Raw genomic sequence first — 17,775 nt, forward strand, 5'->3', positions numbered from 1 at the left:
CGAGACGATCGACACGGCGGAGCGCGGTACAGTCGGGCCGATGACGTGGATTGCTCCCGACATCGACAGGGTCCGTGCGCCGCTCGTGGCCGACGAGCGTTCCATGCTGCAGGGCTGGCTCGATCGACACCGGCAGACCCTATTGACGAAATGCGCGGGCCTCGACGGAAATCAACTCGAACAGCGTTCCGTCGAACCATCCACCCTCTCCCTACTCGGCCTCATCCGGCACCTCACGGAATGCGAGCGCGGCTGGTTCCGCATCGCCGCGGCGGGCGAGCCCCTCGACTATCTCTATTGCTCCGAAACCAACTGGAACGGCGACTTCGACGACACCGCCGACGCCGACCCCGAAGCCGACTTCACCGCCTACCTGCGCGAAATCGAAGCCGCCGATGCCGCCGTCGCCCCACTCCCGACCGACCACACCTTCCACTTCCGCGACCAGCAGTACAGCCTGCGCTGGGTCTACGTACACATGATCGAGGAATACGCCAGACACAACGGACACGCCGACCTCCTCCGCGAGCGCATCGACGGAAAGACCGGCGACTGACCGGAACTTGGCTGGAGAGTGGCCTGAAACTCGCCGCAGGGACAAGGGACCCTGTTTGCTTACAACGTGCTGGCGTGGATCAGGTGCGGTCCTGAATCCATTGGGCGAGTATTTGTTCGGATGCCGTAGGTGGCCAACAGCTGTGTCGCGGAATGGTCTTGAACCTGATCGAAACCGAAAGACAGTAACTTGCTTCGGATTTCGTCTACGGTGAAGAAACTGAGCCATGGTTCGCCCACTGCGGCGACGCCATCCACACGTGCTTGTTGTTGTTGGGCCGCGGGATCGTGCCGTGTCGAGGAGACCGGGTACAGGTAGTCGAAAACCACCTCCGAGGGTTCGCCGTGGCCCGCGATGTAGCGAAGGGCGTCGTCGACCGATGGTTCGGTCAGGTACATGGTGACGCCGAGCCAGAGGAACAGGGCGCTGCGAGTGCGGTCGAGACCTGCCTCCGCCAACCCGGCTGCCAGGGTGGACTGTTCGAAATCAATCGGGGCGAAGGTCAGCGATGACGGTATCGCGATCCCGGTGTCGGATAGTCGGCGCCGCTTCCACTCCTGGGTATCGGGGTGATCCACCTCGAAGAATCGCACATCCGCGCGGGTATTGCGGTAGGCGGTGGTGTCCAGTCCCGCCCCGAGGATCACTACCTGAGCGGTTCCGCGGGCGACCGCGGCCGCCACGGTGTCATCGGCGAAACGGCTGCGCGCCGAGATGAACAACCGTCGGCGACGAGCCAGATCCTGATCGAGATCTTCATCGAATTCATTTGCCCGCGAACCGGATTCGCCGACGATCCGCAAGGCCAAAGAATCGGTGAACACCCGTGGCTCGTCGGCGACCTGATGGTAGGCCCTCGCACGCGCTACCGCCATCGCAGTTCTACTCGGTTGTCCGACCTGCATGCCCGCCACCTTACCGACTCGGCCCGGAAGCCCGGTCAGCCCGCGGGCGAGGGAGACTGGCCGGTAACCGATCTCGTCCCGTGTGTTCAGTCGACGCGGATCACGATGGCGGTGGCGTTATCGCTTCCACCCGCCGCGTCGCTGGCAGCCAGAAGGTCGCTGACGACGGACTGTGGATGCGCATCACGACCGAGGAAGGTATGGAGGTCGCCGTAATCGACCTGCTCGGATACACCGTCGGTGCACAGCAGGTACCGGTCGCCCGGTCTCATCGTCACGCTGAGCACATCCGGTTCCGGTGCGCCCCCGTGCCCGATGTAACGGGTCAGCTGATACCGCGCCGACGCGGCCTGCGCCGAGTCGAACGGATACCAGCCGTGTACGGCCCCCAGCCACGCCATGGTGTGGTCGGTCGTCAACAGTTCGAGCAGCCCGTCACGCAGCCGGTACACACGGGAGTCACCGATCTGCACGAGCCAGCAGCCCTGCGGCGCGGCGACCATGGCAGTCAGCGTGCACCCGGCCAGTGTCCGCAATTCGTTGCCGATTCGGCTCACCCGGGCATGGGCCGCCGCCACCGCATCGCGCAACATGTCCGGCCCGGGTTCCGGCGCACGCGTGACGTAGTCGACGAAGACATCCACGGCGGTCCGCCCCGCGGCCGCACTACCCGGTCCATCGCCCATGCCGTCGGCCAGCACCGCCAGCAACGGTTGTCGACGAAGGTAAGTGACATCGAAGTTTGCCGAATAGCGTTTGCCGGTATCGCTGCCCACCGCAACGTCGACCACGGGACTGCGCACCCGCGAATTCTGGCATACCGAATCAGCGCAGGTTGGCGACGACGCCGCCGCCCCGTGCAGGATCAGCTCGCCCACGATCGGGTGGTGCAGCGAATACGCCCGGGACCGGACCTGCGTGGCCGGGTGCTCCGCCCACATCCGCGCGAAATCCGCGTTCAGGTCCCGAATGTGATCGACATACGCCACGAGCGCGGAGTCCCCGCGATACCGTCCGAGCAGGACGCGCAGGTGCGCCACGGAGTGAAAGAGTCGGGAACCGCTCCGCTCCCGGGCGGGCACCCCGGCGCAAAACCAGGATGGGGGACCGAACCGGGGCCGCCCAATCGCACCCGAAGCCGTTGGCGTGAACGCACGTCAACACCGGTCCTGCGGCACTGCCGCGCCCCTCCGGGGCTTGCCACCCAATTGATGCCAACTGCCGCTCACTGGCATCGTTGCGCCCCGTGATTACCGCATCGACCGTGGAGACGGGAGGTGTCGTTGTTGCTATAGCGTGGAACGATGTCCAGGGTTTCCGAGCTGCTGTGTGACGGCGCGCGTCGTGTAGCCCGAGCGTTCGGACATTTTGCGGAGCATGACTCGTCCTCGGTTCGGCGCCCTGCCGACGAACTCTCCAGATATGCCAGGACAATCGAGGGAAAGGACGATCAGATCGCGAAGACGATAGACCGTATGGGTAATAAGGCGGATCGTGAACTGGGCCGGATCGAACCGGATGGCCGTTCACGGACCGCTGGACCCGATCTATCGTCGGTACCGGGCGTGGACGAACTGCTGCGCGTCACAACCTTGGACAACCGACGGCTTCGTGAGCAGCTGTCCGGATTGGAACAGCAATACGGCCCCTATCGCCTGCGGCTCACCGACGCAGCCTACTTCGGCCCCACGGGTTCTGGGGCGGGGCCTGCGGTCAGCGGCTTCAGGTTCAACGGTGAGATCATTGATGGTGCCGGGAAGCGTGTCGGCAGACTCGAACGGCATATCTACACAGAGCATGGCCGGACAGTCGCATTCAACGCACATATGCGCTTGGAACAGCCAGCTCGCGGCAAGGGTTTTTCGAGCGCCTTCACTGCTGCGATAAACGACTACTACCGCCGCTCGGGCGTCGACCGGATCAAGATCTTCGCCGTTCAAGACGGCTCCGTCGCTTGGGCGCGAGCGGGTTTCGACTTCGACCGGGATCCGGAAAAGCTGGCGCGGGCGGTGTCCAGCATCAAAGAACGAGCCGCCGCGATCTATCCCGATTGCTCACCAGCCGACCGAAAACAACTCAACGAGATCATGAGACGGTTCAAGGGGGCCAACTCGAGATACCCGACGGCCAGCGAACTCATCGAATTGACCGGTGATGACCCTGAACTCGGCGTCAACCTGATGAAAGGTACGTCCTGGCACGGTGTTCGGATGCTGTCCGCCTAGCACGTACTCTATTAGTGAGTGAGGGCGGCTCGGTTCTTCTGTTGCCCGCTTGGCCGTCGCGGCAGGTCTGGAGGTTGTCCTCAGCAATTCACGAGGCCATGAGGTACTCGCCGATCTTGTCACCGACCTGGGCGGGCGCGCCCGAGCGGCCACACCGGTCGACGCGGCACGCGCCGGAGACCTTGTGGTGGCGGCTATTCCGCTGAAGGCCTACGAACAGCTGCCGACTGGCGCTCTGGCCGACAAGACGGTGCTGGACACGGCGAACTACTACCCCGAGCGGGACGGTCACCTGGCCGAACTGAATGCGGTGAACTCACCTCCAGCGCCCTGCTGCAACGTCACCTCCCGGACTCGCAGGTGGTCAAGGCATTCAACAACATCACCCCGCACCAGCTGTTCTCCCCCGCCCGGCCCGCGGACGCGCCGGACCGCAGCGCCTTGCCCATCTCAGGCGACGACGCGCAGGCCAAGGCGGAGGTTGTCCGGCCGCTGGACCTCCTCGGCTATGACGCGGTGGATATCGGAACGCTTGCCGACAGCTGGCGCAGTGCACCGAACACACCGGTCTACGCGGACTAGGTCGACGCCTGGCCGAGGACCTCGCGGGGGCGCGCGGCAAAAGCACCGTGCGCGTCCGCGTAGGAGTACTCATGATCCGATCGCCCGATCGGAGAACACTCGGAGCCGGAAATGAGGATCCGAGCGCGAGAGGGCGCAGCAATGGGTGGGGCGAGGATGTGGACGAGGATCACAGGGGTCGCGCTTCTGATGATTCCAGCGGTGGATGTGGCGGCAAGGTCCCTGGCGACACCGGGATGGATCTTCGCCTTCGTGTTCCTTCTGGGTGCGCCGGTGTGGCTGCTCAGCTTCGTCGCGCTGGTCTGGATAGCGTCCGACATGCTCTCTGCGGATAGCGCTTTCGCGGCAGCGCCTAAGGCGCATCGGATGATCGTGCTGGGGTTGCTGTGGGCGTACCTGGTGGGTCTGACGATCTTCTGCTGGTTCATGTCGGACGGCGGGGATGCCGACGATTGGCAATCACCGGCCGGACGGGTGCTCGGGGCGGACGGATACAACAGCGCGACGCCCGAGTATCTGAACGAAGCCCAGGAGTTCGCCATGCCCGCCTTGGTGACAGCCTTCGCGGCGCTGCTCGCCGCGGTGATCGGCTACGCCATCGTCATCGGGCGGCAGCGCCGCTCGGCGTCGCGACACACGAGTCCGTAACTGAATAGTTGCCGATTCCTCGATCGAGTCGCATTTTTCCGCTGCGAGCGCGCGATAGCGCGAGTTATTCTCCATCCAGCACATGGACAGCAATCTCAACCACGATCGAGGTGCGCTATGGCGACCGATTTCAAGGGCAAGATCGAGCTGGACATCCGCGACTCCACACCGGATTGGGGCCCATACGCGGCCCCGACCGCGCCGGAGGGGGCACCCAATGTGCTCTACATCGTCTGGGACGACGTCGGCATCGCGACCTGGGACTGCTTCGGCGGTCTGGTCGAGATGCCGAATATGACGCGGATCGCCGACCGCGGCGTGCGGTTGTCGCAGTTCCACACCACCGCGCTGTGTTCGCCCACGCGCGCGTCGCTGCTCACCGGACGCAACGCCACCTCCGTCGGCATGGCGACGATCGAGGAATTCACCGACGGCTTCCCCAATTGCAGCGGCCGGATTCCGTTCGAGACCGCGCTGCTCTCGGAGGTGCTCGCCGAACGGGGCTGGAACACCTATTGCGTCGGCAAGTGGCATCTGACGCCGCTGGAGGAGTCGAATCTGGCGTCCACCAAACGACATTGGCCGCTGAGCCGCGGCTTCGAACGTTTCTACGGATTCATGGGCGGCGAGACCGACCAGTGGTACCCGGAACTGGTCTACGACAACCACTCCGTCGCGCCACCCGGCACCCCCGAGGACGGCTACCACCTGTCGAAGGACATCGCGGACAAGACCATCGAGTTCATCCGCGACGCCAAGGTCATCGCGCCCGACAAGCCGTGGTTCTCCTACGTGTGCCCGGGTGCGGGCCATGCCCCGCACCACGTGTTCGCCGAGTGGGCCGACCGCTACGCGGGCCGCTTCGACATGGGCTACGAGGCGTACCGCGACATCGTCCTGGAAAACCAGAAACAGATGGGCATCGTCCCCGCCGACACCGAGATGTCTCCGGTGAACCCGTATCTCGACGCCAAAGGCCCCAACGGCGAACCGTGGCCGTTGCTGGACACCGTGCGCCCGTGGGACTCGCTGAACGCGGACGAGAAGCGGCTGTTCACCCGAATGGCCGAGGTGTTCGCGGGATTCCAGAGCTACACCGACGACCAGATCGGCCGGATACTGGACTATCTCGAGGAGTCGGGCCAGCTCGACAACACCATTGTCGTGGTGATCTCCGACAACGGCGCCAGCGGAGAAGGCGGACCCAACGGCTCGGTCAACGAGGTCAAGTTCTTCAACGGCTACATCGACACCGTCGAAGAGAGCATGCGGTTCTACGACCAACTCGGCGGCCCGCAGACCTACAACCACTATCCGATCGGCTGGGCGATGGCATTCAACACGCCCTACAAGCTCTACAAGCGGTACGCCTCCCATGAGGGCGGCATCGCCGACCCCGCGATCATCTCCTGGCCCAAGCAAATTCGCGCGCACGGCACGGTGTGCGACACCTACATCAATGTCTGCGATGTGACCCCGACCGTCTACGACCTGTTGGGCATCACTCCGCCCGACACCGTCAAGGGCATACCACAGCAGCCGCTGGAAGGCGTGAGTTTCGCGGCGGCGCTTACCGATCCGACGGCCGAGACCGGTAAGGACACGCAGTTCTACACGATGCTCGGCACCCGCGGCATCTGGCATCGCGGCTGGTTCGCCAACACCGTGCACGCCGCAACGCCGTCCGGCTGGAGCCACTTCGACCAGGACCGCTGGGAGCTGTACCACATCGAGCAGGACCGCAGCCAGAACCGCGATGTGGCCGCCGACCATCCGGAGAAACTCGAGGAACTGAAGGCATTGTGGTTCTCCGAGGCCGCGAAGTACAACGGTCTGCCGCTGGCCGATCTCAACATTCTGGAGATGCTGGACCGCTGGCGGCCCTACCTGGTGGTGGACCGGACGAACTTCACGTACTACCCGGACACCGCCGAGGTCGGCATCGGGGCTGGGGTCGAGATCCGCGGCCAGTCCTATTCGGTGCTGGCCGAGGTCTCCATCCAGTCCCCGACCGCCGAGGGCGTGCTGTTCAAACAGGGCGCGGGCCACGGCGGGCACGTCCTGTTCGTCCAGGGCGGCCGGCTGCACTACATCTACAACTTCATGGGAGAGGACGAGCAGCGGGTGTCCGCGCCGGACCCCCTCCCGCTGGGCAGCCACCTGTTCGGCGTCCGCTACGACCGCACGGGCACTGTCGACGGCAGCCACACCCCGCTCGGCGACCTCTCGCTCTACGTCGACGAAGCCGTCGTCGCGTCTCGCCACGACCTGCGCACCCATCCGGGTACCTTCGGGCTAGCAGGCGGCGGAATCGCGGTGGGGCGCAACGGCGGACAATCGGTGTCGAGCGCGTACTCGGCGCCGTACCCGTTCACCGGTGGCGCCGTCGAAAAGGTCATCGTCGACACGTCGGGTACCCCGTACATCGACGTCGAGCGTGAGCTCGCCGCGGCGTTCTCCAGAGACTGACCGCCACGGCTCGAGACCCGACATCGGCCGAACCTGGCGGCCGGTGTCGGTCCGTCGAAAGACCCCCCAACTTCTAGAACATGTTCTACAGTCGCAGGACGTCGGCACGGTGATCCCGGACCCACGCGCGGGCCGCGCCGACCCGGTCCTACGAGGAGTGCATGTGCAGTTCAACCTGGCCGATGTCTTCGAGACGGTCGCGGCCGCGGTCCCCGACCGCATCGCACTGACCTACGAGGGCGAGCACATCACCTACGCCCGACTCCATACCGAAGCCGACAAGGTTGCGCGACTGTTGTCGCAGGCGGGTATCGGCGCGGGGGAACACGTGTCGTTGTTCCTGAAGAACAGCGTCGAGCACGTCACTTCCCTCCTCGGCCTGATCAAGATCCGCGCGGTGCCGATCAACATCAACTACCGGTACACCCCCGCCGAGCTCGAATACATCTTCACCAATTCGGACTCCGCCGCCGTCGTCGTCGAGCTGCCCGATCACCAGCGGACGCTGGCCGGTCTCCTCGAGGCGTGCCCGCGGGTGCGGACCGTCCTCGTGGTCGGCGAGATCGACGGCGAACTGCGCTCCGCCGCGGCGGCTCGCTCGATCACTGTTGTGCCATTCGCCGATGCCGAAACATTGCCTCCCGCAGTGGAGTTCGCGCCCCGCACGGGAGACGAGCTGTATGTGCTCTACACCGGTGGCACCACCGGATACCCGAAGGGTGTGATGTGGCGGCACGACGATTTCTTCCGCAAGCCCCTCTCCGGCGGCAACCCCTACGGTGACAATGCCCGCCAGGATCTCGCCGAAATCGCCTCCGCCGCAAAAGAGTTCCCCGAACTCTCCTTCCTGATCGCCGCGCCGTTGATGCACGGAGCCGCGCTGTACTCACTGTTCACCTTCTTCACCCTCGGCGCGCGTGTCGTACTGATGCGCGACTTCGACTCGCGGCACGTCGTCGAGGCGATCGAACAGGAGAAACTGCAAGTGATCCTGATCGTCGGCGACGGCATGGGGCTTCCGCTGGTCGACGAGATGGAGCGACGCCGAGGCGAGATCGACTTCAGCTCGCTGTTCTCGATCACCTCGGGCGGCGCGATCTGGTCGGTCGGGGTGCGCGAACGCATGCTCGCGATCAAGCCGGATCTGCTGCTGCGGGACAATTTCGGCGCCTCGGAGTCCGGCAACGACGGCGCCTTCACCGTCGACGAGCACGGCAATCTGCGCATGCCACCCTCCCCCACCATGCTGCTCGTCGACGAGAACCTCGATGACATCCCTCCGGGCAGCGAACAGATCGGGTACATCGCCCGTGTCGGCAACGTCCCACTCGGGTACTACAAGGACGAGGAGAAGTCCGCCCGCACCTTCCGCACCCGCGCCGACGGCACGCGCATGTCGGTGCTCGGCGATATGGGGCGCGTCGAGGCGGACGGCACCATCGTATTTCTCGGACGCGGCTCGCAGTGCATCAATACCGGCGGTGAGAAGGTCTTCGCCGAGGAGGTCGAGGCCGCCCTGCACGCCCACCCGTCGATCGCCGACGCCCTCGTGGTCCCCGTGCCCGACGAGCGCATGGGTCAGCAGGTCGCCGCCGTCATCGCGACCTATCCGAATGCGCCGGTGCTGGAACTGGACGAAGTCCAACAGCACTGCCGAAAGTCGCTGGCCGGTTACAAGATTCCGCGCTCGATGGTCGTGGTGGACGAAGTCAAGCGCACGCCCGCGGGCAAAGCGGACTATCGGTGGGCGGCGGCGATCGCGGCGGGATAGGCCGACGCTTATCCGATCGCGTCGATCAACAACTTCGCTGCCACCGTTGCCCCGTCGGCGCGGATCATGCCGGCCACTTCGCGCGCACGCGCTCGGGTGGTAGACGTCAATGCCATGTCGAGAGCGGCCGACAATGACGCTTGGTCAGGAACGGTGTCTTCACACGCCGTGCCAATGCCGAGACCGGCCACTCGGCTCGCCCAGTACGACTGGTCCATCATCTGGGGTACCACCACTTGAGGTACGCCGGCCCGGGCCGCGGTCGTTGTCGTGCCCGCACCGCCGTGGTGGATGACGGCAGCGACCCGGGTGAAAAGCGCCTGATGGTTGACCTCGCCAACCGCCATGCAGTCGGAGAGGTCGTCGATCAAGGCCAACTCGGCCCAGCCCCGGAAGAGGAGCGCACGGCGGTTGTGCGCGCGGATTGCTTCGATCGCGACCCGGGCGATGTGGTTGCGCACCGGCATGCTGCCGAAGCCGATATATACCGGGGGTGTACCCGCGTCCAAGAACGCCTCCAACTCGGCGGGGAGGGGACGTTCGTCGGGAACGATCCAGGCACCGGTCTGTACGACGTCCAGACCGGGTGATTCCGGCCATGGCCCCAGAACCGGATCCGCTGCCAACCACGGGCGGTCGGTGATGACATGGTCGCGCACATTGCCCACCGATGGCAGCCCGAGCGCCGCCCGGCGGGTATCCAGCGCCTCGCCGTACTCCGCGTTCCAACCCTGGGCGTCGATCTCCCACTGCAATTGGTTGCCGATCGCCTCCGGCGCGGGCCGCTCGCCCGGCCTCCGCGGCATCGGCGGGTGATGCGGCGAGGGCAGGCTGGTCGGCTGGTAGCTCGCGTACTGGTAGTGGATTCCCAGCTTCTCAGCGACCGACCGGGCGGCGATCTCCGTAATGCCGGTTGCTATTACCGCATCGCATCCTGCGGCTGCTGTGGGGATCGTGTCGAACTGAACCGCGGGCCACTGGTCCGCGTAGTCCAGCAGATCCGCCATCGAGGCTTTTGCGCGATGCGAACCCGGTATCGGCGGCCCCAACGGCACCAGCGGCACGCCCAGCTCGGTGAAGCGCCTCTCGAAGTTCGGCGGCGCGCACACCCGCACCTGGGCTCCGAGCTCCCTCAGCTGCAGCGCGAGCCCCAAGGCCGGCTCGATATCGCCGCGCGTCCCGCTCGTCGACAAAAGCACCTGCACGCCGTCACTCCTTGTTCGCGTGTTCCGGCGTGGACCGTAGTCGGCCAGAGGAAGTCCGGCGGTCAAAGTGTCCCCACCGGTGGATGGCTTCGGTGTGATGACTCGTCCACACTCGCAGAGTCTGTGACGTGGGGCTTCACTCGGCCCGAATGTGCCCTGGAACCGCGAGCAGATGCTGCAAACTGCCCACCTCGTCCACCACCGGAGTGCCGTTGCAGTACAAATACTCCAGCCGCAGTTTGTGATGTTGCATCTGTCTTCGCTGGTAGTGGGCCTGTTTGGCGCGGTGTTGATGTCTTCGTCGCCAGGTCGACCAGCGGCGCACGGTGGTGAGGTTCGGGATCGGGGGTGATCAGGTGTGCCAGGAGACGCTTGATTTCACCGAGCGTGAGTGGAATGAGGTTGCTGCCAATACTTTTGGGAAAATCGCGGCGGTGACGGCGAGGTAGGTGTGGGCGAGCATGGCCAAGGTGATGTGGCGGTACCAGGCGTCGTAGCGGCGGACTTGGTACTGGTCGAGCCCTACTTCCGGGCAACGTGGCGACCGCCCAATCGAACAACCTTGGGCCTTTCGCGCCATCGCCACAGCTCAAACGCTTCCACGCGTCCGACGGTGCGTCCGCGACGAGACGGTCATTCGTCTGGCCGCGTCCTACGCGGCAACACGCTGCCGTCCGTGGCTTATTCGCGTACCAGGTCCTGCGCAGGATCACGCCCACCAGCTATGTGAAAGCCGCGCCGATCGACGTCACCCGGGTGGCGTTGTCCATCGTCGCTGGTGCCCGCGCGGGAGAGCGGGGGCGACGCCCGCCATGCCATCAGGCGGATCGTTCGCCTCCGAAGTAGCCGTGGCGCAACTGAAACCGCATCTGGTCGGTGCCGTCGGCGTGAATGTGGTCGATCAGGATCGACCGCACCGGTTCGGGCAACTGCCTGCCGTGCGCTGTTACCCATTCGTAGGAGGTGAACAGCCCCGCCGCTCCGTCGAGCTGAGCCGCAGTCGGCACCTGCACGGTGAGCGCGGTGAGAACGGTGTCGGGGGCCTCGGCCAAGAGCAGACGCTGCACCGCCAGGTCGTACCACATCAGACCCCCGCTGGCCTCCCGCGACGGGATCCCCGCCCATGCCAGCAGGATGCGCACGCGGTCGATCTCGTCGGCATAGCGCTGCCGGACAAGGGCAGCGAGCCGCTGCTGAGCTTCTTGCAGTCGATTCGACCAGCCGATGTCGTCACGACTCGACGGTTCGGCTACGTCTGCGGCGACACCGGCCAGTCCCACCGGCGCGGCCTGGCGCCACCGCATCCGCCGCTGCTCGGCTTTGACCTCCTGAGCAGCCAGTTCCGTCTGAACCTTTTGCGGTCCGGTAAGACCGTGCTGCGCCAGCCATTCGGTCAGGCCGGGCCCATCCCGCAGATCGGCGTCGCAGTCGCCGACGCCCCGCAGAGCGGACTGGTGATGCAGTGTCCAGCGGGCGATCAGGTCACCGTGCGAGTCGTGCACCAGGATGGTCGGCCAGCCCGGGCACAGGCAATGGCTGCCGGTTCGGCCGTCCACGATGGCCAGCCGCTGGGCCAAGTCCGCGATCTCGATGCCGGTCACCACGATTCGTCTCCGGTCGGTGGCATCGACTTCGTCGGGGGCCCCCTCGACAATCACGACGGACGCCGCACGGTCGAGCACCTCACGTAGCCGAGAGGTGGTCGACGAACCCTCTGCTGCGCGCGCCGCCCCCTTGTTGCTCACGACCCGAAGGTACCCCGCGCCCACCTGACGCGCCACCAGGGGTTGCGCAGAAAGGACGCAGGAAAGGACTGCGATGTGGGTCACCAGCTCTCGACGAGGGGGCGATGGGGTCCGGCCGCCGCCCACCGGCGCGTGATGCGTTCCAATTTGTCGGGGTTGACCTGGAGATGGATCGCCGTGACGCCGTCGGGGGTCGCATCGAGGCAGATGATGCCGTAGACCCGCTCGGCGCCTTGGATCAGCAGGGCGGGACCGCCGTTGACGACGACGGCATACAAGGCGGCATTGCCACCGGCGATGGCTCGCTTGGCGTCGGTCGGCCGGAACAGGCCACGCAGGTATCGCGCGATATCGAGCGCACCGACGATCGGGGTCTTGCGGGCATGCATCCGGCCACCGCCGTCGGCAATGCTGACCGCGTCGTCGGTCAGCAGCCGGATCAGCGGCTCGGTGTCACCGCTGAGGGCCGCGGCGAGAAATTCCTCGACGATTTTGCGCGCGGCGACCGCGTCGACCTCGGTGCGGGACCGGTCTGTGGTGACGTGCTGCTTGGCACGGCGGTAGATCTGCTGGCAGTTCGACTCGGTGAGGTCGAGGATTTCCGCGATCTCGCGGTGCGAGTACCCGAATGCCTCGCGCAGCACGTACACCACGCGTTCATTGGGCGATAGCCGCTCCATGACCGTGAGCATCGCGATGGAGATCGACTCGCGCTGCTCGACGGTGTCCGCCGGGCCGAGCATCGGGTCTCCGGCCAGGACCGGCTCCGGGAGCCACTGCCCCACATAGGTTTCCCGCTTGGCCCGCGCCGAGGTGAGCTGATTGAGGCAGATATTGGTGAGCACCTTCGTCAGCCACGCCTCGGGCGTCTCGATCCGTTCCCGGTCCGCCGCATGCCATCGCAGAAACGTATCCTGCACCGCGTCCTCGGCATCGCCGGCCGACCCCAGCAGCCGGTAGGCAATCGCCTCCAAGCGGCCCCTGCATGCCTCGAACAGATCGGCCTCGTGCGTACTCAGCAACATCAGCCTATGGTCGGCCATCCGTGCAGGCCGCGTCCACCCGCACCGTGATCGGGCCCGCGCGGGTCGACCCGGTACCGCCGCCGATCCGGCTCGGCGAGCGCCGAGGTGTTTGCCGACGCCCTGCCTCCGCCGCGAGGCAGGGCGGCTTCGACCTCGACCGGATCAACGGCCTTCGTCTGCGCCTCCCGAGACTCGTCCTGCGGCAACACTCAGGTGCGCGCGGGCACCGCCTGATCGGTCGGGTCGGCTTCGAGGTCGGTGCACAGCGATGTGATAGCGGATTTCACGCCGTATGCGAGCGCGGTGATCGTCGCGGGATCCCACAGCGGTGCGGCGTAGCGGATCTCGCCGTGGATGCCGTCCGGTTCGCCGCCGGTTCCGATGGTCTCCCTGAGCTGGATCAGCATCTCGAATTCGGCGCGCTGGGGCGGCAATTCGCGCATCCGGACCTCGATATCGCCGACGACTCCCGTCACCGGGATATCGCGGAAGAACGTGGTAACGATCTGCGGCAGCGGCCGATCCGGTCCGGTGTGCGCGGCGATTGACCGCTCGAACGAAAACCGCTTGTTCTCATGAGCCTCCAGAACCCGATCGCGGATCTGACGAATCAGTTGCCGAGCGGTCGGTGCGGCGGTGAGGTCGGTACGGATCAGCACGATATCGGCGGCGCAACCGAGCATTGTGTCGAGTTCTGGGCGATCGCGTCCGCTCAGCGCGGTGCCGATGACCAGGTCGGGCCCGGCGCCCAGGCCGGTGAGCGCGCACACCAGCGCCGCGTGCAGGACGGCGTAGGTGGTCGCACCGCACCGGCGGGCAGTGTCCAGCAGACCTGCGTGGGCGTCCGCGTCGAGCGTGAACGGCAGTGCCGCCGTCGGATATCCACCGGTGGCCGACCGCGTATGGTCGACGGCCAGCGGCGGGGTGTATTCCAATCCGGCCAGCGCGTCACGCCAGTAGCGCGCCTGTGCGGACCGGTCATCGGCGGGATCACCGACGTGGTCGCGCAGCCATCGGGCGTAATCGGCGAACTGGACCGGGGGTGTCGGCCAGCGAGGTTCCGCGCCCTCGGCGCGTGCCAGATAGGCGAATTCGAGGTCGCGCAGCAGCATCGCCAGCGACTCGGCATCGCCCGCGCAGTGATGCAGAACCACCAGCAGCACATGATGTTCGGGTGTCAGCCGGTACAGCCGCACCCGAATCGGCGCTTCGGTGAGCAGTGTGAAACCGCGGGCGATCTCTTGTTCCAGCGACCAGTTCAGATCCTCGGCGTCGGTGACCTCCCGGTAGTCGACGGCGTCCAGGTCGAATGCCGCAATGCGCTGTACCGGTCCAGCGGCGGTGAAAGGCAATGTGGTCCGCAATATCTCGTGCCTGCGCACGACATCGCCGACCGCCGACCGCACGGCCGCGGCGTCGAGTGGGCCGGTCAGGTCCACGGCGGCGGGCATCAGATAGTCGGCCTCGCCCTCGCTCAGATAGTTGACCGTCCACAGTCGCTGCTGGCTCGGAGCGAGCGGAATCCCGTCATCCGGCAGGGAGGCGTTTCCGTCGCTGTCGCGGTGCGAGATGCCCAGCTGTTCACGGCCGACGGCGGCACTGTCGCCGTGACCGCCCCGACCGGCGATGCGCTGTTCCAGCGCGGCGACGGTGGGTGCGTCGAGCAGATCGCGCAGGGTCACCGCGATACCGAAGGTCCGGCTCGCCGACGCCGTGAGCCGGATCGCGGCCAGCGAATTCCCGCCGATACGGAAGAAATCGTCTTCCACGCCGACCCGCTGCTGTCCGATGGCCTCCGCGAACAGTCCGGCCAGAATCTGCTGGCGCGGTGTCCGCGGCGGATGCGCGGCCGCGGAAGCTGGTACGGTCAGCGCTTTCCGATCGATCTTGCCGTTGACGGTGAGCGGCAGCGCGGGAATCTGCACGAGCACGGCGGGCACCAGGTAGGCAGGCAGGATCCGCGCCAGCCGCGTCCGCATGACCGCCGTATCGATCTGCTCGTCGGCGACCAAGTGCGCGACCAAGGTTTTGCCCGCGGCCATCCGATGCGCCGTGACGACCGCCGCGGTGACTCCGGGCATACCGCGGATCGCGTGTTCGATCTCGCCGGGTTCCACGCGGATGCCGTTGACCTTGACCTGCCGGTCACCGCGGCCGAGGAACCGCAAAATGCCGTCGGCGCCCCAGCTGCCGTGATCGCCGGTGCGATACATCCGTGATCCCGGTGCGCCGAAGGGGTTGGCGGTGAAAGCCGTCGCGGTCCGGCCGGGCATCCGGTGATATCCCTGCGCCAGCCCGGCTCCGGTCATATAGATTTCGCCGACCATGCCCGGCGGCACCGGGCGTAGCAGCGCGTCGAGGACGAGTACCTCGGTGTGGTCGACCGCCCGGCCCACCGGAATCGCCTCGTCCGGGCGCGGTCCGGTCGGAATCGAATAGGCGGTGGCGTACGCGGTCGCCTCCACCGGCCCGTAGATATTGACGATGGAGATTCCGGGCGCCGCCGCGCGCATCGCCCGCACGGTATCGGGAGCCAGGATGTCACCGGCACTCGAGAGCGTGCGCAGCTGCGCAAGGCTATCCGGAATGTCCTCGACCAGCACCTGGAACAGTCCGGCCGCCAACAGCATCGCGGTGACCTCGCCCGCCCGCAATACGTGGCGGAAATCCTCGGCCCCGAGCCGGTCCGGTGTCGCGATCACCGCGGTGTGTCCCTGCAACAGCGGCATCCACAGCTCCCAGACGACCATGTCCCAGGCATACGGCGAATGCATCAGCATCCGTGCGTATTCCGGGCCCGCGGCGATCCGGTCGATCGCGCGCGTCACCATCGCGCGGTGCGTGGCGAGCACGCCCTTGGGTGCGCCGGTCGACCCCGAGGTGAACATCAGCCATGCCGTCGCGTCGGCGGGCACCGAGTCCGGTGTCGTCAGGACCGGTCCGTCGGAATACGCGACGGCGCGCACCTGCGCGATATCGTCGAGAACGAGTTCGGTGCCGGTGTGTGCCAGCATCCAGGCGACTCGCTCGGGCGGATCCTGTTCGTGCAGCGGGACGCAGATCGCGCCGAGCCGCATCAGCGCCAGCGCCGCGACGACCATATCCGGTGTGCGCGGCAATCGCACACCGACCGGTGTGCCGAGGCGGACGCCGTGCCGGTGGGCGAGGTGGTAGGCGAATCGTTCGGCGCGGACCTCCAATTCGCGGTAGGTGATGTGCTCACCCTCGTACCAGAGCGCATGACGTTCGGGGAACCGGCGAGCGACCGAACGAAAGACCTCGGCGATACCGCGATCGGTGGCGCCCGTCGGATCCTCGTGCGGGCTGCGCGACTCGGAGACGGCCACGGGCGTGAGCCGTCCGGCGGGGGTGTCGGACGCGGCCGCGGCCACCTCGTTCAAGGCGGTCAGGAATCGGGTGTGCAGACCGGCCAGGGACGCGGCATCGCACCGTTCGGCATCGGTGTCCATATCGATGCGCGGCGCACCGTCCCCGAGGTAGACGCCGATGCCGAATACCTCGGTGTTCCCGGTGGATTCCGGGATCGGCCTCGCGGGTACGTCGCCGAAATGGATATCCGCGGGAATCGGCAGGATATTGAGCATCGGACCGGTGATCCGGTGCTCGCCACCGGGGGATGTGCCGTCCGCGAGCAGATCGAAGCGCCGATAGTGCTGATGGCGCAGCACCGTTCGCATCTCCGCCTGCGCCTGCCTCGCGAGTGTGCCGATCGAAGCGCCGGGATCGACCTCGAGTCGCAGTCCGACGACATTCGAGGTCATGCCGAGCGCACGCCAGGATCGTTTGGCCGGAACCGGCAGTCCCAGGACCACGGTCCGCGCACCGGAGTCCGCGTGCAACAGCAGCGCCGTGGTCGCGGCCAGCAACGCGGGCCATTCGACGCCGAATCTTTCTGCGGCGCAAAGGAAGTCCTGCCAGTCGTCGTCGCCGGGACGACCGGAGTGCCGGATGGGCCCGGACGCACTCGTGGCGACGGGCGGATGGGCGAACATCGGGGCGTCGGGCAGTCCGGCCAGCCGTCCGGACCAGAACGCGCGGTCGTCGGCGAATCGGCCAGAGGCGCGATACCGCAGGTCCTCGTCGATGTATCCGGCGACGGTATCGGACAATTCCGGCGCGGGCTCGCCGGTGAGCAACGCGGTATAGGCGCGCGCCACCGCCCGGATGAACGCCAGCGACGCACCGCCGTCGAAGACGATGTGGTGGGCTCGTATGCCCCAGAGATAGCCCGACGCACCGAGATCGAGCAGATGGTGGTCGAAAAGTGGTGCGACGTTCAGGTCGTAGCTGCGCGAGGTGGCGCGCAGATGCGCGAGCGCGGCGGCGACCGGATCGGATTCGTCACCGAAATAGCCTCGGTACAAAGGCCATTCGGCACACTCTTCGACTACCTGCCGTGGTTCGGGGCCGTCGGTGTCGAGCCGGACGCGTATGGTCTCGGTGGCGGCGACGACACCACGCAGCGCGCGTTCGAACAGACCCGGATCGATTCGGCCGCGCAGGTGGACGTAACCGTCGATGAGATAGCGATGGTCGGTTCCGTACAGGGTGCTGTAGGCCCAGATCTCCTGCTGGGCGACGGTCAGCGGCCAGCGGGTCGGCTGATGTGGCATCTCCGTCATA

Annotated in this window: 12 protein-coding genes and 2 pseudogenes; 7 read left to right on the forward strand and 7 right to left on the reverse strand. The window is 66.3% G+C overall.

The window, feature by feature from the left end; translation table 11 throughout:
- Nucleotides 1-40: 40 nt before the first annotated feature.
- Nucleotides 41-556 (forward strand): DinB family protein, encoded by a 516-nt coding sequence (locus AB0H61_RS08770; RefSeq protein WP_357300863.1) that lies wholly within the window; start codon nucleotides 41-43, stop codon nucleotides 554-556.
- 59 nt (nucleotides 557-615) lie between these two features.
- Here the strand turns inward: AB0H61_RS08770 and AB0H61_RS08775 are convergent, their stop codons facing one another.
- Nucleotides 616-1,431 carry an SAM-dependent methyltransferase gene (locus tag AB0H61_RS08775; RefSeq protein WP_357300865.1) on the reverse strand — a complete coding sequence of 272 codons (816 nt, stop codon included), beginning with the start codon at nucleotides 1,429-1,431 and terminating at the stop codon, nucleotides 616-618.
- Between the two features lie 116 nt (nucleotides 1,432-1,547).
- Complete coding sequence (locus tag AB0H61_RS08780) at nucleotides 1,548-2,501, reverse strand: protein phosphatase 2C domain-containing protein (protein ID WP_357300867.1); 954 nt, start codon at nucleotides 2,499-2,501, stop codon at nucleotides 1,548-1,550.
- 264 nt (nucleotides 2,502-2,765) lie between these two features.
- Between AB0H61_RS08780 and AB0H61_RS08785 the strand changes: the two genes are divergently transcribed.
- The 6 genes and pseudogenes from AB0H61_RS08785 to AB0H61_RS08810 all read left to right on the forward strand — a co-directional run bounded on the left by AB0H61_RS08785 (nucleotide 2,766) and on the right by AB0H61_RS08810 (nucleotide 9,156).
- Nucleotides 2,766-3,686 (forward strand): hypothetical protein, encoded by a 921-nt coding sequence (locus AB0H61_RS08785; protein WP_357300868.1) that lies wholly within the window; start codon nucleotides 2,766-2,768, stop codon nucleotides 3,684-3,686.
- A gap of 49 nt (nucleotides 3,687-3,735) precedes the next feature.
- Nucleotides 3,736-3,897: pseudogene (locus tag AB0H61_RS08790) on the forward strand (NAD(P)-binding domain-containing protein); the annotation flags it as partial.
- A gap of 149 nt (nucleotides 3,898-4,046) precedes the next feature.
- Entirely contained in the window at nucleotides 4,047-4,268 is a 222-nt protein-coding gene (locus tag AB0H61_RS08795) for a hypothetical protein (protein WP_357301346.1), read from the forward strand.
- Between the two features lie 189 nt (nucleotides 4,269-4,457).
- Nucleotides 4,458-4,916 (forward strand): hypothetical protein, encoded by a 459-nt coding sequence (locus AB0H61_RS08800; protein WP_357300870.1) that lies wholly within the window; start codon nucleotides 4,458-4,460, stop codon nucleotides 4,914-4,916.
- 117 nt (nucleotides 4,917-5,033) lie between these two features.
- Complete coding sequence (locus AB0H61_RS08805; protein WP_357300872.1) at nucleotides 5,034-7,385, forward strand: arylsulfatase; 2,352 nt, start codon at nucleotides 5,034-5,036, stop codon at nucleotides 7,383-7,385.
- A gap of 163 nt (nucleotides 7,386-7,548) precedes the next feature.
- Nucleotides 7,549-9,156, forward strand: coding sequence for an AMP-binding protein (locus tag AB0H61_RS08810; protein ID WP_357300874.1), 1,608 nt, complete (start codon nucleotides 7,549-7,551; stop codon nucleotides 9,154-9,156).
- A gap of 8 nt (nucleotides 9,157-9,164) precedes the next feature.
- Here AB0H61_RS08810 and AB0H61_RS08815 read toward each other — a convergent pair whose 3' ends face one another.
- The 5 genes and pseudogenes from AB0H61_RS08815 to AB0H61_RS08835 form a co-directional block, all read right to left on the reverse strand.
- On the reverse strand, nucleotides 9,165-10,361 hold the full coding sequence (locus tag AB0H61_RS08815) for a glycosyltransferase (RefSeq protein ID WP_357300875.1): 1,197 nt from the start codon (nucleotides 10,359-10,361) through the stop codon (nucleotides 9,165-9,167).
- A gap of 352 nt (nucleotides 10,362-10,713) precedes the next feature.
- Nucleotides 10,714-10,990, reverse strand: a pseudogene (locus tag AB0H61_RS08820) (hypothetical protein); the annotation flags it as partial.
- A 189-nt stretch (nucleotides 10,991-11,179) separates the two neighbouring features.
- Entirely contained in the window at nucleotides 11,180-12,106 is a 927-nt protein-coding gene (locus tag AB0H61_RS08825) for a hypothetical protein (protein ID WP_357300876.1), read from the reverse strand.
- Nucleotides 12,107-12,186: 80 nt separating this feature from the next.
- Nucleotides 12,187-13,131 carry an RNA polymerase sigma-70 factor gene (locus AB0H61_RS08830; RefSeq protein ID WP_357300877.1) on the reverse strand — a complete coding sequence of 315 codons (945 nt, stop codon included), beginning with the start codon at nucleotides 13,129-13,131 and terminating at the stop codon, nucleotides 12,187-12,189.
- A 209-nt stretch (nucleotides 13,132-13,340) separates the two neighbouring features.
- Nucleotides 13,341-17,774, reverse strand: coding sequence for an amino acid adenylation domain-containing protein (locus AB0H61_RS08835; protein ID WP_357300879.1), 4,434 nt, complete (start codon nucleotides 17,772-17,774; stop codon nucleotides 13,341-13,343).
- Nucleotide 17,775 lies beyond the last annotated feature (1 nt).

The sequence above is a fragment of the Nocardia sp. NPDC050710 genome (assembly GCF_040654375.1).
Taxonomy (GTDB): Bacteria; Actinomycetota; Actinomycetes; order Mycobacteriales; family Mycobacteriaceae; genus Nocardia.